Below are 13,615 nucleotides of genomic sequence, written 5' to 3'. Positions count from 1 at the left end.
CTCGATCTTCGTCGCTGATCACCAACCCCGAAGAGGTCATGCAACCAAGATCTCATCTGCACGAACGTGAATCAACTAACGACGCGCGACACTAGGTGCTCCTGACGCGCCAGTCAGTCGAACACGGGTCAGACGCCCAGGAGCGTCCGCCAGACCCGGCCGGCGCCGCGGCCGTCGAGCACCGACTGCACGGCGACCGACCCCGTCTTGTCGCCCGTGCCCGGCTCGCCGCCGCCGAGCAGGCGGTCGGTCGGGAACGCGGCGCCGCGCGGACGGGTCAGCGAGACGCGGTGGCGGCGCCCGCCGACCGTCACGCGCAGCCCCGCCGACCCCTCGTACCAGGGGAACGCGAGGCGCTCGACCGCGCCGAGCGGGGCGTCGAACACCACGCCCCCGGCGGTCACCAGGCGCAGCCGCCCCGCGTACAGGCTGAGCACCCCCGGAACGCCCGCCCGCCCGCGCAGCAGCCAGGCCGGCGTGGCGTACGAGGGGGCCAGGTGGGTGGGGCTGGCGGGCGTCAGGTGGCTCGTCACGGCGGCCTCGGGGACAGGGCGGAATGGGAGACCCGTGTCACTGTAGGTGCGGCGTGCCCCGGCTCACTGGTGCAGAAGAGTGACGTTCGGTCAGGATTCTGCTCCGCACGGGGCGCGCGGCGGGACCGGTGCGCGTTCGGTCAACCGGCGAGGTCGTCGACCACCGCCGCACCCATGTGACCGCGCAACGGGCAGGTGCTGAAACAGGAACCGCACGGCTACCCCGCGAACTGCACGGCGCTGCGCCCCCCGACGCGGTGGGCGATCTGCTCGTCGATGATCCGCCGGTGCTCGGGGTGGTCGCGGTAGGCGGTGTAGGCGTCGACGTCGTCGAACACCGCGACCACCGCGAAGTCGGCGTTGCCCGTCGCGAGACCGGCGTCGCGCCCGCAGGTCCACGACCGCAGGCCCGCCAGGTCGGCCTCGTCGACGAACGCCCGCAGCGCGGCGGCGATGCCGTCCACGACGGCGGGGTCCCGGGCGGCGTCGCTGTCCTGTGCCCAGGCGAACGTGACCACGTGGGTGAAGCTCATGGGTGCATCCTGCCCCGGGCGATCGGGTTGGCGATCTCCACGTAGAGCGGGTCCTCGCCGCGGCCGGCGGACCAGCTGCGCAGGTGCGCCTTGGCGGGCAGGGTCGGGCGGCACAGCAGGTCCGTCGCCCAGGGCGCGGCGGCGGCGTCGCGCTCGGCGGTCTCGGCGAGCACCGCGGCGACCGTGCCCCACAGCGCGTCCTCGCCGACCGTGTGCCGCCCGAGGACCGCGACGAGCAGGCCCAGGTGGTTGACCACGGCGTGGTAGCGCAGCCGGCGCCACGCCTCCTCGGGCCGGTAGACCAGCGGGGACGCGGGGTCGACGCCGGGCGGGAGGCGGTCGGACCGGACGTGGGCGCCCTCGAGGTCGCGGACGTGGCAGGCCGCCGGCCACCCGTCGGCGTCGGTCACGACCAGGGTGTTCTGCGGGTGGGCCTCGAAGCCGATGCCGGCGGCGCCGTAGAGGTGCAGGAGCGGCACCAGCGAGACCCCGAGCCACCCCCGGAGCCAGGCGTGCACGTCGCCCGCGGCGCGCACGGCGGTGACCAGCGGCGGCTCCTCCCCGCCGGGGCCGTCCTCGAGCACGGCCGCGAGGACCCGCGGCCCGCCGGCGGGGAACGGCGCGCGGGTGATCACGGTCAGGTCGGCGGCCAGGCGCTCGCCGCCGACGGCGGGGTCGAGGGTGCGGAACCCGGTGTCGGTGACGACGCCGAAGCCCGCGGGCAGCGGACCGAGCCCGGCGACGACCGTGGCGGCGTCGATGGCGCGCCGCGCCTGCTCCGGCGGGGTCGTCCGCACGAAGTGGGTCAGGCGCGCCCGCAGCGGCAGCTTCCACTGCGCCCCGGACGCGGGCTCGACGACCGTGCGTACCGACGACGTCGGCCAGACGGGGTCGCCGAGGGCCCCGAGCCACCGGGCGCTGCCCTCGGCCTCGAGCAGCGCCAACGTCGGGTCACGGGCGAGCACGCGTGCCTGGTACGGGTGCACGGGCACGGCCGCCCAACCCGCGGGCACCCGCGCGGCGACGGCCGGCGGGCTGGGACCCGGTTCGCCCCCCGTGAGCACGACGTCGGGGTGCAGGGTGAGGTGGTGCAGCACGAACGTGGCACCGAGCTCGGGCGCCCAGACGGCGAGGTCGTCGTCGCCGAGTCCCTCGGCGCTCTTGGGCGTGGGGTGGAACGGGTGGCCGAGGCGCAGCGACTGCTCGGCGTCGCGGGTCGGGTCCCCGGTGGCGTGGCGGGGAGCGTCGAGGTAGCGGGCGGTGCGGGCGACGCTGTCGGCGACGAGTGCGGCGAGGTGGTCGACCGGCTCGCCCTCGCCGACGGCCTCCAGCACGGTGATGACCACCTCGTCGTGGGACAGGGCGCGCGGGCCCGACCCGTCGTCGAGCGTCGCCGCCCCGGCCAGACGGTGGTGCCCGGTCGGCGACCAGTACCGCAGCGGCAGCGCGAGCGTCCCCGCGGGCACCGGCACCGTCAGGACGTCGTGGTCGCGGGTGACCGGCGGGTCGAGCTCGCGCAGCAGGGAGGCGACCAGACCCTCCCGCGCGGCGAGCTCGGCGCGGGCGCGCGCCGCCGGGGTGCTCACGCGATCAGTCTGCCCGGACCCCGGAGGTCAGGCGCCGCGCAGGCGGTCGAGGTCGTCGTGGGCGCGGGCGAGGTCCGCGCGTGCCTCGTCGCGCTCGGCGCGGGCCTCGTCGCGTTCGGCCCGGGCGGCCTCGAGGTCGCGCTGCGCGTCGGCCAGGTCGCCGCGCAGCGTCAGGATCGAGGCGGCGCCGGCGATCGTGTGGCCCTCGTCGGCGAGCTCGCGGACCCGCGCGGCGAACTCGACCTGGCGCCGCGAGTACCGGCGCTGGCCCCCGTCGGAGCGGTGCGGGTGCAGCAGGTCGGCGGAGTCGAGGCTGCGCAGGAACGCCGGCGCGACGCCGATGAGGTCGGCCGCCTGCCCGATGGTCAGGGCCGGGTAGTCGTGGTCGTCGAGACGCTCGACGCCCATGGGGCCCTCCTCGCTCCGGGTATGGCCGGGTGGTGACGTGCGCGAGCACCCGCCGGGATGCCCCGGCGGGTGCTCGCGGCTGGGGACGGGGACCGGGTGATCAGGACGCGGGGGCCTCCTTCTGGTGCTCGGCGTGCTCGGCCTCGGACGGGGCACCCTCGATACTGGTCGTGCCGCCGGTGTGCTGGATCTCGATGCGGCGCGGCTTGGCCTTCTCGGCGACCGGGATGGTCAGCGTCAGCACCCCGTCGGTGTACGAGGCGTGCAGCCGGTCGGTGTCGAGGTCGCGGCCGAGCATGAGCTGGCGGCTGTAGCGACCGCGTGGGCGCTCGGCGACGAGGTAGTCGCCGTCGCTGCTCGGCGCGGTGCGCGCGGCGGTGACCGTGAGCGCGTTGCCCTCGACCGCAACGTCGATCGACCCGGGGTCGACGCCGGGGAGGTCGAACGAGGCCACGAAGTGGTCACCGGCCCGGTACACGTCCATCGGCATGCCGCTCGCGGCCTGCTGGCGGGCGGTACCGGTGAGGCGCTCGAGCGCCCGGAAGGTGTCGAAGGGGTCGTAGTTCAGCAGCACGATCGGTCATCTCCTTCCCTCGCCGTACTGCATCCTTGATGGTCTCGACGCACATACTTGTATCTGGATCTGAAGCTTTGTGCAAGAGGGACGAGCATGATTTTTCGGCCGGAGGCGACCGTCGTGGAGCCGTGCCACCGTGGTGACGTGTCCGGCGAGCCGACGATCCTCCATGCGGATCTCGACGCCTTCTACGCCTCCGTGGAGCAGCGCGACGACCCGGCGCTGCGCGGACGGCCGGTGATCGTCGGGGGCGGGGTCGTGCTCGCCTGCAGCTACGAGGCCAAGGCCCGCGGGGTGCGGACGGCGATGGGCGGGCGCATGGCCCGAGCCCTGTGTCCCGACGCGGTCGTGGTCCCGCCCCGCATGGAGGCGTACTCCGGCGCCAGCCGCGCGGTCTTCTCGGTGTTCTCCTCGGTGACGCCGCTGGTCGAGCCGATCTCGATCGACGAGGCCTTCCTCGACGTCTCGGGGCTGCGCCGCATCGCCGGGCCCCCGGCCGAGATCGCGGCACGGCTGCGGCGCGAGGTCGCCGACGACGTCGGCCTGCCGATCACCGTCGGTGTCGCGAGCACGAAGTTCCTGGCCAAGGTCGCCAGCCGCGTCGCCAAGCCGGACGGCCTGCTCGTCGTCGAGCCGGGTCGCGAGCTGGAGTTCCTGCACCCGCTGCCGGTCGAGGTGCTCTGGGGCGTCGGCGAGGTGACCTCCCGCAAGCTGCGGGGCTCGGGCGTCACCACCGTGGGAGAGCTCGCCGCGGTGGGCGGGGCCGGGCTCGAGTCGCTGCTCGGCCGGGCCGCCGGGCGTCACCTCGACGCGCTGGCCCACGGCCGGGACCCGCGGCGCGTGCAGGTCGGGCGACGCCGGCGCTCGGTCGGCGCGCAGCGGGCGCTCGGGCGCGGCCCGATCTCGCCGGAGCGCGCCGACGAGGTGCTCATGGGCCTGGTCGACCGCGTCACCCGCCGGATGCGCCGGGCGGGGAGCACCGGGCGGACGGTCACCCTGCGCCTGCGCTTCGCCGACTTCACCCGGGCCACCCGCTCGCACACGCTGGCGGTGCCGACGGCCGAGAACGACGCGGTCCTCGCCGCCGTTCGCCTGCTGGCCGAGGCCGCGGCGCCCCTGATCGCCGAGCGCGGGCTGACGATGCTCGGCGTCGCCGTCGGCAACCTCGACGACACCGGGGGCCACCAGCTCGAGCTGCCGTTCGCCGGGGAGGCGGCGCCCCTCGCGCTGGACGTCGCGGTGGACGACGTCCGCGAGCGCTACGGCCTCTCGGCGGTCACCCGCGCGACGCTGCTCGGACGCGACCAGGGCCTCGAGATGCCGATGCTGCCCGACTGAGCGTCCTCGTGGACTCCTCAGCCCGCCGCGACCTCGTGCCGCGGCTGGTAGAGCCCGAGCGTCGCGCCGCTGGGCAGGCGGATCGTCGTCAGCAGGCCCCAGCCCTCGTCGCTGACGCCGCCCTCGACGGCCACGCCCCGGTCGGCGAGCTCCGCGACGGTGGCCTCGACGTCGTCGCACATCAGGTACAGCTCGTGCTGCGGTGGCCCGTCCGTTGGGTGCACGGCGACCTCGGCGGGCGGTAGCGCCAGGATCAGCCACCCGCCGCCGGCGTCGACGGAGCGCGGGCCGCCGAGGACGGCGCCCAGCGCCTCGCGGTCGGCCGCGGCGTCGGTGCTGTAGAGGATGGCGTGGGCACCGGTGATCACGGGACCTCCTCGGTTCTACGTCCTCTCGCGCCACGCCCGCTCGAACGGCAGGCGCCAGGCGTTGGGCGCGATCAGCTGGTGGATCGCGTTCGGGCCCCAGGAGCCGACGGGGTAGGGCTTCACCGGCGGCGGGTCGACGAGCAGCGGTTCCGAGCGCTCCCACAGCGACTCGATGCCCTCGGAGGTCGTGAACAGCGTGTGGTCGCCGCGCATGGCGTCGAGGATGAGGCGCTCGTAGGCCTCGAGGACGTCGCTCGCCGACGCCGTCTCCTGGGTGGAGAACTGCATCGAGAGCTTCTCCAGGCGCATGCCCGGCCCGGGGCGCTTGCCGTAGAAGGACAGCGAGACGCGGGAGTTGTCGGCCAGGTCGAAGGTCAGGTGGTCCGGGCCCTGGGTGCCGACGCCCGAGCCCTGCGGGAACATCGTGCGCGGCGCCTCCTTGAACGCGATCGAGATAATGCGCTGGCCCTCGTCCATCTTCTTGCCGGTGCGCAGGTAGAAGGGCACGCCCGCCCATCGCCAGTTGTCGAGCCCGGCGCGCAGCGCGATGAAGGTCTCGGTGTCGGAGTCCACGGCGACCCCGGGCTCGTCGCGGTAGCCGCCGTACTGGCCGCGAACGACGTCACCGGGATGGATCGGCAGCAGCGAGCGGAAGACCTTGTTCTTCTCCTCGCTGATCGCCCGCGGCTCCAGCGCGGTCGGCGGCTCCATCGCCACGAACGCCAGCACCTGCATCAGGTGGGTCACGACCATGTCCTTGAACGCCCCGGTGGCCTCGTAGAAGCTGGCGCGCTGGTCGAGGCCGAGGGCCTCGGGGATGTCGATCTGCACGTGGTCGATGAAGTTGCGGTTCCAGATCGGCTCGAACAGGCCGTTGGCGAACCGGAACGCGAGGATGTTCTGCGCGGCCTCCTTGCCCAGGAAGTGGTCGATGCGGAACACCTGCGACTCGTCGAACACCTGGTGCACGAAGTCGTTCAGGCTGACGGCGCTCTCGAAGTCGTGGCCGAACGGCTTCTCCATGACCACACGCGAGCCGGGGGCGAGGTCGGCGTCGCGCAGCATCTCCACGACCGCGCGGGCGGCCTTCGGCGGTACCGACAGGTAGTGCAGGCGACGCACGTCATCACCCAGCTGGGACTCCGCCTCCTTGACCGCGGACGTCAGGCCCTCGGGCCCCGCGCTCTGGGGGACGTAGGTCAGGCGCGCGGCGAAGTCGTCCCACTCGGCCTCGGGCAGCTTGTGCATCCCGAAGTTCTGCACCGCGTCGTGCGCGAGGGCACGGAAGCCGTCGGTGTCGAGGTCTTCCATCGCGGTGCCGACGACCCGGATGGCGGGGGCCAGGTCGGACTCCGCGAGGTAGGCCAGTCCGGGCAGGAGCTTGCGCTTGGCCAGGTCGCCGGTGCACCCGAACAGGACGATGACGTGCGGAGGAGTCGGCTCGAGATCACGCCGGAACGGGCGCGATCCGGGACCGGGGTAGGCGACGGTCTGGGGCCGTGGGTCGGCCATGCCAGGTCTCCTTGGCGCGGGCGCGTGGCGTGCGGACTCCGTGACGGTAGTACCCGGAGGTGACGTCCGTGGGTCCTCGCGCCGAGCGCTCAGCGCCCGCGGTCCTCCAGGACGCGGCGCAGCGTGGCGAGGTCGCGGGCCACCGCGTCGGAGTCCGCGGCGAACTCCTCCGCACTCATCCCCGGGCGGCGCCGTACGTGGAACACGATCTCCGCGCCGTCGTCGAGCGGGACGACGCGCAGCGGGTTCGGCACCTCCTGGCCGTCGGGCAGGCGTACGACGTGGTCGAGGACGCCGAACGGGTTCTCCGGCGCGAACACGACCTCGACCCGGCCCATCGGCGACTCCGCCACCCACGTCCCGGGCCGGTCGGGCGACGGCGTGACCTGCGCCCGCGCCAGGCCGGCGGCCCACTCGACGAGGTGGCGGGGGTCGGCGGCGTAGGCGTAGACCTCCCGCCAGTCCCGCGCGATGGTGGTGGACACGAGCCGCGTCTCCGTCGTCACGGTCGTGATCCTGGCCGTTGCCGTCCCCGGTGTCGTGGATCGGTCGGACGGCACGCGAACGGGTCACCGCGCGCGGTGACGAGGTCCGCGCAGAGAGGGATTCGTCACCGGGACCGCCCTCGCCGTCGCGTCGATGACCGCCTGGCGCGCCCGCGACGGCCGGGAGCGGGGCCGGTCCCACCGGTTCAGGACGCCGGCTCCGGCCGGGCGCCCAGCACGCGGGTGAGCGCCGCGAGCAGTTCGGGGACGTCGCCGCGCGGCACGACCGCCTGGACGAGCGTGACGCGCCGGGGGTGGGCGCTCGCGTCGGCGAGGGCGGCGCGCAGGGCGCCGACGGTGGTGACGCGGGCCGCGGCGACGTGGTCACCGCCGCCGAGGGCTTTCACGAGCAGCGGCCAGTCCCACGGCGTGATGTCGTTGTACGGCTCGTCGGGGCCGTGGATGGCGCGCTCGACGGTGTAACCGTCGTTGTCGACGACGACGATCACCGCCGGGAGGCGCTCACGCAGCACCGTGGCGAGCTCGGTCGCGGTCATCTGCGCGGCCCCGTCGCCGATGAGCAGCACGCCGCGCTGCCCGGGGAGCGCGGCGCACGTCCCGAGCAGCGCCGGGAGGGTGTAGCCGATCGACGCCCAGAGCGGCTGGCCGACGAACGTGACGCCCGCGGGTAGGCGGTGCGGCGCCATGCCGTAGAAGCTCGTGCCCTGGTCGGCGAGCACGATGTCGCCGCTCTGCAGGAACGCGCCGACCTCGCGCCACAGCGTCGTCTGGCCCAGCGCCTCGTCGTCGGGGGCGGCGTCGGCGTCCGTGCCCGACGCGGTCGGCGGCGGGGTCGGGGCGGGGCCGGACCGGCGGGCGGCGACTTCCGCGACCAGGGTCTCCAGGGCCGCGAGCGCGGTCGGCAGCTCCACCGGCGCGAAGGTCGCGGCCCCGACGGTCACCGACCGCGCGCCGATGTCGATCGTGCGGCTGCGGGTGATGTGCTGGGTGAACATGCCGCTGTCGAGGTCGGTGAACTGCACGCCGGCCACCACGAGCACCGCGGCGTCCTCGATCGTCGCGCGGGTCGTGGGCGGGCTCGCGGCGCCGGTGTAGGTGCCGGCGAACCGGGGTGCGCTCTCGTCGACCAGGCTCTTCGCCCACGGCGTGGTGGCGTGCGGCAGGGGACCGGCGGCGAGCACGCGGGCCAGGGTGTCGGCGGCGCCGAGGCGGTGCACGAGCAGCCCGGCGAGCACGGCCACGTCGTCGGGCGACGACGCGGACCCGACCAGGCGGCGCGCGGCGTCGACGAAGCCCTCCAGGGCCTCCGGGTCGGTGGTGTCGGCGCGCGGGGGCAGCGGGGCGCCCGCGCGCTCCGCCGGGGCAGTGCCCACGTCGGCGGGCACGACGAGGTAGCCCGGCAGGCGCTGGTCGCGGACCGCGCGGAGCACCCGGTCGATCTCGGCGACCGCGTTCTCGGGAGTCAGCGACGCGCGGGCGCACGTGATGTCGGCGTGCATGGCCGTGAAGTGGCCGAACAGCCCGTCGCCGAGCGTGTGGTGCACGGGCCGGCGCTGCTCCTGCGCCGTCAGCGCGGGCGCGCCGACCACGTGGACGACGGGGACGTGCTCGGCGTAGCTCCCGGCGATCGCGTTGATCGCGCTGAGCTCGCCGACCCCGAACGTCGTGCACAGGGCCGCGATCCCGCGCAGGCGCCCGTAGCCGTCGGCCGCGTAGCCGGCGTTCAGCTCGTTGGTGCACCCGGTCCAGCGCACCCTCGGGTGGTGGGTGACGTGGTCGAGCATGGCGAGGCTGTAGTCGCCGGGGACGCCGAAGACGCGGTCGACGCCCAGTTCGGCCAGCCGGTCGACGAGGTGGTCGGCGACGGTGTATCCGCTCACGGGCTCCGACGCTGCCATCACGACGGCGTGTGCGCGAGGATCGTCGTCGCCGAGAGGAGCCCCGTGTCGTCGTCGCCCGTGCGCGTCAGCGAGGAGGTCCGCGATGCGGTCGCCGAGGGCCGCCCCGTCGTCGCCCTCGAGTCGACCATCGTCACCCACGGTCTGCCGCGCCCGCGGAACCTCGCGGTCGCCGCCGACGCCGAGGCGGCGCTGCGGGCGACGGGCGCGGTCCCGGCGACCATCGGGGTGGTGGACGGCCGGCCCGTCGTGGGCCTGGGCGCGGACGAGCTCGCCCGCCTGGCCGCGGATACCGACGTCGAGAAGCTGAGCGTGCGCGACCTGCCGGTGGCGGTCGCCCGCGGCGCGTGCGGGGGCACGACCGTCGCCGCGACGGCGCTGCTCGCCCGCCGGGCGGGCGTCGGGGTGTTCGCCACCTGCGGGCTGGGCGGCGTGCACCGCGGGGCGTCGACGACCTTCGACGAGTCCGCGGACCTCGTCGCGCTGTCCGGCGTGCCGATCCTCGTCGTGTCGGCCGGCGTGAAGTCGATCCTCGACGTGCCGGCGACCCTCGAGCGCCTGGAGACGCTCAACGTCACCGTGCTGGGCTACCGCACCGACTCCTTCCCGGGCTTCTACGTGCGCGACGCGGGGGTGCCGGTGCCCGCGCGCGTCGACACGCCGGAGGAGGCGGCCGCGGTGGTCCGGGCCCGCGACGCGCTGGGGCTGCGCGCGGCGGTCGTGCTGGCGAACCCGATCGCCGCGGAGGAGCAGCTCGACGTCGCCGAGCACCGCGCCGTGCTCGACGCGGCGCTGACCGCCGCCGCCGACCGGGGCGTCGTCGGGCACGACACGACGCCCTTCCTGCTGGAGCGGATGCGGGACGCCACCGAGGGTCGCAGCCTCGAGGTGAACGTCGCGGTCTACCGCGGCAACGTCGCCGCCCTGGCCGCCGCCGTGGCGGGCGCGCTCGCGGCCCCGCCGTGACGCGTGCACCCCGGAGGGCATCGGGTACGCATCCCGGACCGCGCCGACCGACCGCGTACCGGGCATCATCTCTCCGGACGGTCGACGCCGGTGGGACGAGGGGAGACGAGGTGACCGAGCAGCGCATCGCCGCGGACTGGGCGCAGGAGCGCGAGGCGTTCGTCGCCGAGGACGCCGCCGAGCGCGCCGACGACGGCTCCCCCGATCACACATCCGAACAGGGCGGCGGGACGCGGATCCCGAGGCTCGCGCAGGCGATCGGGGACCTCGCGCAGCAGCTGCTGCACGCGCCGACCACCGGCGGGGTCAACGAGGTGCTCGAGCGCGTGGTGGCCGTCGGCCACCGGGTGATCGGTGGCGCCGACCTCGCCAGCGTCACGCTGCGCCGCGGGGAGCGCGACGGCTACTCCACGCCCGCCTGCTCCGACGACCTCGCCGTCAAGCTCGACCAGCTGCAGTACGACCACGAGGAGGGTCCGTGCGTCCGGGCCCTCGAGGCGGGCGGCCTCGGCGTCGCCGGCAGCGACGACCTGGCGGACGACTCCACGTGGTCGCGCTTCGGGCCGGCCGCCGCGGAGCTGGGCGTCGCCAGCGTCTTCGCCGTCGGCCTGTTCCCGGTCGGCGAGCCGCGGCCCCTGCGGGGCGCCCTGAACTTCTACTCCTACGAGGCGGGGGGCTTCGACGCCGCCGACCGCGAGGCCGCCGTGCTGCTCGCCGCGCACGTCTCGACCGCGCTCGCCTACGTCACGGTCACCGAGGCCGCGCAGCTGCGCGACACCCAGTTCCAGACCGCGCTGGACTCGCGCGACGTCATCGGCCAGGCCAAGGGCATCCTCATGGAGCGGCGCGGCCTGCCCGCCGACCAGGCGTTCGACGTGCTGCGTCGGGCGTCGCAGGACCTCAACGTCAAGCTGCGCGACGTCGCGGCCACGCTCGCCGAGCGCCGCGCCGACCTGTGAGCCCCGCCGCGGCGCGGTGCCGCACGGTGGGTGAGGATCACGGCCATGGTCGATCAGGATCCCGCCGGGGACCCCGCCGCCGGACGGGGCGCGCGCTTCCGGGCGGCCGTGCAGCGCGCCGGTCGGCGGGCCCGCGAGATCGACCGGTCCGAGGGCCTGCGCGCGGCGGTGCAGCGGGTGCGCCGCGCCCTGCCCGGTGACGCGCACTTCGGCGACCCGCTCTCGCTCGGCGGGGCGCGGCACGCGGAGTCCGTGGGCCGCGCGGTCGTCGGGCTCACCGGTGACCGGCCGGGCGTGACGCGCGAGGTCGGCCTGGGCGGGCTGCAGCTGTGGCAGGCCGTGCTCGAGCGGTTCGGCGCGGGGGTCGGCGAGCGCGAGGTCGTCCTCGTGTTCACCGACCTCGTCGACTTCTCGCGCTGGGCACTGCAGGCCGGCGACGACGAGGTGTCGCGGGCGCTGCGGGCGGTGAGCGAGGCCTGGGAGAAGCCCGTCACCGACCGCGCGGGCCACGGTGGTCAAGCGTCTCGGCGACGGGATGATGGCCGCCCTGGCCGACCCGTCCTCAGCACTCGAGGCGGTGTTCGAGGCGCGCACCCGGCTGGCCGGCGTGGCGGTGGGCGAGTGGACGCCCCGCATGCGCGCGGGGCTGCACATCGGGCGCCCGCGGCGCGTGGGCGGGGACTTCCTCGGCGTCGCGGTGAACACCGCGGCCCGGCTGGGGGAGCGGGCGGGGCCGGACGAGGTCCTGATCAGCAGGGAGCTGCTCGCCCGCCTCGACCAGTCCTCGTTGCACGTGCGCCGCAAGCGCTGGCACACGCGCCTCAAGGGCACCCCCGAGGACCTGCAGATCTACGCGGTCGACCGCCCCACGTGAGCGGAACCCACGGGTACAGCCGGGAACTTCGCTCACATCACCGGGTGAGGCGGCCCGCGAGCGCGTCGTAGGCGAGGCCGGTGGCGGCGGCGTAGACGAGGTGGTGCCACGCGTCCGTGGCGGCGGCCGAGGCGCCGTAGCGCGGGGTCGGCGACCCGAGGCCGAGCGCCGGCATGATCACCTGCTCGGCACCCAGCACCGCGGCGAGGTGGAGCGCCGACGCGAGCGGGCCGCGTAGAATACTGGGCATCTGACCTGTTTTCTTGGGAGGGCGGCCCCGTGGCCTACCTGTTCCTGGCGCTCGCGATCGCCTGCGAGGTCGTCGCGACCGTCTCGCTCAAGCTCTCGGAGGGCTTCACCCGGCTGGTGCCGTCGGTCGTCGTGGTCGTCGGCTACCTCGTCGCTTTCGGGATGCTCTCCCAGGCGCTGACCCGCGGCCTCGGCGTCAGCGTCGCCTACGGTGTGTGGGCCGCGGCCGGCGTCGCGCTCGTCGCGGTCGCGGGCGCGGTGCTGCTCGGCGAATCGCTGACCTGGGTGCAGGTCGGCGGCATCGCGCTGGTCATCGGCGGGGTCCTGGCCCTCGAGCTCGGGGCCCGGCCGGCGTGAGCAGGACGGCTGCCCCGGCGAGCACCGACGGGCGACGGCGCAAGGGCGAGGAGCGTCGCCGGCTGCTGCGCGAGGCCACCCTGCGCGTCGTCGGGCGCGGCGGCGTCGCGGCCGTGACGCAGCGCGCGGTGGCCGCGGAGGCCGGGATGACGCCGAGCCTCGTCAGTTACCACTACCCGACCGTCGACGCGCTGCTGTCGGCCACCCTGGCCGCGGTCAACGACGACTGCGTCGCCGCGCTGGAGCGGTGCGCGCGGGAGGACGACCCGGTGCGGGCGCTCGCCGAGTTCGTCGCCGGCTACGCCTCCGGGCGCACCGAGGCGCTCGCCGCGGAGTACGAGCTCTTCCTGCAGGCCGGCCGGCATCCGGCCCTGCGCGCCGAGTGGGTGCGCTGGACGGCGGCCCTGGACGCCCTGCTCGCACCCCTCGTCACCGGCCGCGCGGCTCGCGCGGCCGCGGCCGCGGGTGTCGACGGGGTGTTCCTGCGGTGCTGGTGCGACCCCGAGCCGTGGAGCGCCGCGGCCTGCGAGGAGGTGCTGCGGGCCCTCGTGGCGCGGTGAACCTGGTGCCCCGGCCGCACCCCCCGCTACGGTCGGCCTCCCGGTGGCCGTCGGCGGCCACCCCGGTCCCGGGACGGTCGGCGCGATGAAGAAGCTCGCGGAGCTCCTGGTCTGCTTCCTGCACCCCGTGGCCGTGGTGCTCGTGTGGCTCAACCTCATCGTGCGCCCCGGGCTCAGCGGCACCGCGAAGCTCGTCTGGGCCGTCCTCGCCCTCGTGCCGGTCGTGCCGTTCGTCTACGTGCTCACCGGCGGCGAGCTGTGGGAGGGCAGGCCCAAGACCTGAGGGCTGTCACCGCCCGCCACGATCACCTACCGTCGGCGGACCGTGGTCGAGCAACCTGCCGCGGCGTCCCACCCCCCGACGTCCCACCCCCCGACGTCCCAGCCCCGA

17 protein-coding genes are annotated in these 13,615 nt (G+C 75.2%); 7 read left to right on the top strand and 10 right to left on the bottom strand.

The genetic code is table 11. From position 1 onward, the window contains the following. Positions 1-128: 128 nt before the first annotated feature. From C8D89_RS28290 to C8D89_RS28270, 5 genes are all read right to left on the bottom strand, one after another. On the bottom strand, positions 129-533 hold the full coding sequence (locus C8D89_RS28290) for a hypothetical protein (protein WP_116711483.1): 405 nt from the start codon (positions 531-533) through the stop codon (positions 129-131). 218 nt (positions 534-751) lie between these two features. Continuing rightward, complete coding sequence (locus C8D89_RS28285) at positions 752-1,066, bottom strand: Dabb family protein (RefSeq protein WP_116711482.1); 315 nt, start codon at positions 1,064-1,066, stop codon at positions 752-754. Further along, positions 1,063-2,652, bottom strand: coding sequence for an IucA/IucC family protein (locus C8D89_RS28280; protein WP_116711481.1), 1,590 nt, complete (start codon positions 2,650-2,652; stop codon positions 1,063-1,065). The genes C8D89_RS28285 and C8D89_RS28280 overlap by 4 nt, the downstream gene beginning before the upstream one ends. Positions 2,653-2,679: 27 nt before the next feature. Beyond that, on the bottom strand, positions 2,680-3,060 hold the full coding sequence (locus C8D89_RS28275) for a MerR family transcriptional regulator (RefSeq protein ID WP_116711480.1): 381 nt from the start codon (positions 3,058-3,060) through the stop codon (positions 2,680-2,682). 100 nt (positions 3,061-3,160) lie between these two features. Continuing rightward, a complete protein-coding gene (locus tag C8D89_RS28270) occupies positions 3,161-3,634 on the bottom strand; it encodes an Hsp20/alpha crystallin family protein (RefSeq protein WP_207787477.1) in 474 nt (157 codons plus the stop codon). A gap of 96 nt (positions 3,635-3,730) precedes the next feature. On the opposite strand from C8D89_RS28270, the gene dinB reads away from it, so the two are divergent. Next, positions 3,731-4,975 (top strand): DNA polymerase IV, encoded by a 1,245-nt coding sequence (dinB, locus tag C8D89_RS28265; RefSeq protein WP_207787476.1) that lies wholly within the window; start codon positions 3,731-3,733, stop codon positions 4,973-4,975. A gap of 17 nt (positions 4,976-4,992) precedes the next feature. Here dinB and C8D89_RS28260 read toward each other — a convergent pair whose 3' ends face one another. The 4 genes from C8D89_RS28260 to C8D89_RS28245 form a co-directional block, all read right to left on the bottom strand. After that, positions 4,993-5,343, bottom strand: coding sequence for a VOC family protein (locus C8D89_RS28260; protein ID WP_116711479.1), 351 nt, complete (start codon positions 5,341-5,343; stop codon positions 4,993-4,995). 15 nt (positions 5,344-5,358) lie between these two features. Then, a complete protein-coding gene (gene zwf / locus C8D89_RS28255; protein ID WP_116711478.1) occupies positions 5,359-6,855 on the bottom strand; it encodes a glucose-6-phosphate dehydrogenase in 1,497 nt (498 codons plus the stop codon). An 89-nt stretch (positions 6,856-6,944) separates the two neighbouring features. Further along, positions 6,945-7,361, bottom strand: a complete 417-nt coding sequence (locus C8D89_RS28250) for an SRPBCC family protein (RefSeq protein WP_116711477.1) — start codon at positions 7,359-7,361, stop codon at positions 6,945-6,947. Positions 7,362-7,546: 185 nt separating this feature from the next. Beyond that, on the bottom strand, positions 7,547-9,241 hold the full coding sequence (locus tag C8D89_RS28245; RefSeq protein WP_243418448.1) for an alpha-keto acid decarboxylase family protein: 1,695 nt from the start codon (positions 9,239-9,241) through the stop codon (positions 7,547-7,549). A gap of 63 nt (positions 9,242-9,304) precedes the next feature. On the opposite strand from C8D89_RS28245, the gene C8D89_RS28240 reads away from it, so the two are divergent. The 3 genes from C8D89_RS28240 (at position 9,305) to C8D89_RS28230 (ending at position 12,058) form a co-directional block, all read left to right on the top strand. Next, on the top strand, positions 9,305-10,225 hold the full coding sequence (locus C8D89_RS28240; protein ID WP_423717300.1) for a pseudouridine-5'-phosphate glycosidase: 921 nt from the start codon (positions 9,305-9,307) through the stop codon (positions 10,223-10,225). A 110-nt stretch (positions 10,226-10,335) separates the two neighbouring features. Beyond that, positions 10,336-11,184: a GAF and ANTAR domain-containing protein gene (locus C8D89_RS28235; RefSeq protein ID WP_116711475.1), complete on the top strand. Its 849-nt coding sequence runs from the start codon at positions 10,336-10,338 to the stop codon at positions 11,182-11,184. A gap of 511 nt (positions 11,185-11,695) precedes the next feature. Next, entirely contained in the window at positions 11,696-12,058 is a 363-nt protein-coding gene (locus tag C8D89_RS28230) for an adenylate/guanylate cyclase domain-containing protein (RefSeq protein WP_116711474.1), read from the top strand. A 37-nt stretch (positions 12,059-12,095) separates the two neighbouring features. Here C8D89_RS28230 and C8D89_RS28900 read toward each other — a convergent pair whose 3' ends face one another. Beyond that, positions 12,096-12,308, bottom strand: a complete 213-nt coding sequence (locus C8D89_RS28900) for a hypothetical protein (RefSeq protein WP_133252105.1) — start codon at positions 12,306-12,308, stop codon at positions 12,096-12,098. Between the two features lie 29 nt (positions 12,309-12,337). On the opposite strand from C8D89_RS28900, the gene C8D89_RS28225 reads away from it, so the two are divergent. Genes C8D89_RS28225 through C8D89_RS28215 form a run of 3 tightly spaced genes read left to right on the top strand, consistent with a single transcriptional unit; the run spans position 12,338 to position 13,507 of the window. Further along, on the top strand, positions 12,338-12,664 hold the full coding sequence (locus tag C8D89_RS28225) for a DMT family transporter (protein WP_116711473.1): 327 nt from the start codon (positions 12,338-12,340) through the stop codon (positions 12,662-12,664). After that, entirely contained in the window at positions 12,661-13,224 is a 564-nt protein-coding gene (locus tag C8D89_RS28220) for a TetR/AcrR family transcriptional regulator (protein WP_116711472.1), read from the top strand. Before C8D89_RS28225 ends, C8D89_RS28220 begins: the two co-directional genes overlap by 4 nt. Positions 13,225-13,267: 43 nt before the next feature. After that, positions 13,268-13,507 (top strand): hypothetical protein, encoded by a 240-nt coding sequence (locus C8D89_RS28215; RefSeq protein ID WP_116711471.1) that lies wholly within the window; start codon positions 13,268-13,270, stop codon positions 13,505-13,507. Positions 13,508-13,615: the final 108 nt, after the last annotated feature.

Origin of the sequence: Actinomycetospora cinnamomea (assembly GCF_003096675.1) — a bacterium.
GTDB lineage: Bacteria > Actinomycetota > Actinomycetes > Mycobacteriales > Pseudonocardiaceae > Actinomycetospora > Actinomycetospora cinnamomea.
The sequence above is the reverse complement of the archived record's forward strand: the minus strand, read 5'-3'. Positions and strand labels throughout refer to the sequence as shown.

Coding starts and splice junctions, on each gene's coding strand:
- C8D89_RS28285 (WP_116711482.1), bottom strand. CDS start 1,066: ATGAGCTTCACCCACGTGGTCACGTTCGCCTGGGCACAGGACAGCGAC.
- C8D89_RS28275 (WP_116711480.1), bottom strand. CDS start 3,060: ATGGGCGTCGAGCGTCTCGACGACCACGACTACCCGGCCCTGACCATC.
- dinB (WP_207787476.1), top strand. CDS start 3,731: ATGATTTTTCGGCCGGAGGCGACCGTCGTGGAGCCGTGCCACCGTGGT.
- zwf (WP_116711478.1), bottom strand. CDS start 6,855: ATGGCCGACCCACGGCCCCAGACCGTCGCCTACCCCGGTCCCGGATCG.
- C8D89_RS28900 (WP_133252105.1), bottom strand. CDS start 12,308: ATGCCCAGTATTCTACGCGGCCCGCTCGCGTCGGCGCTCCACCTCGCC.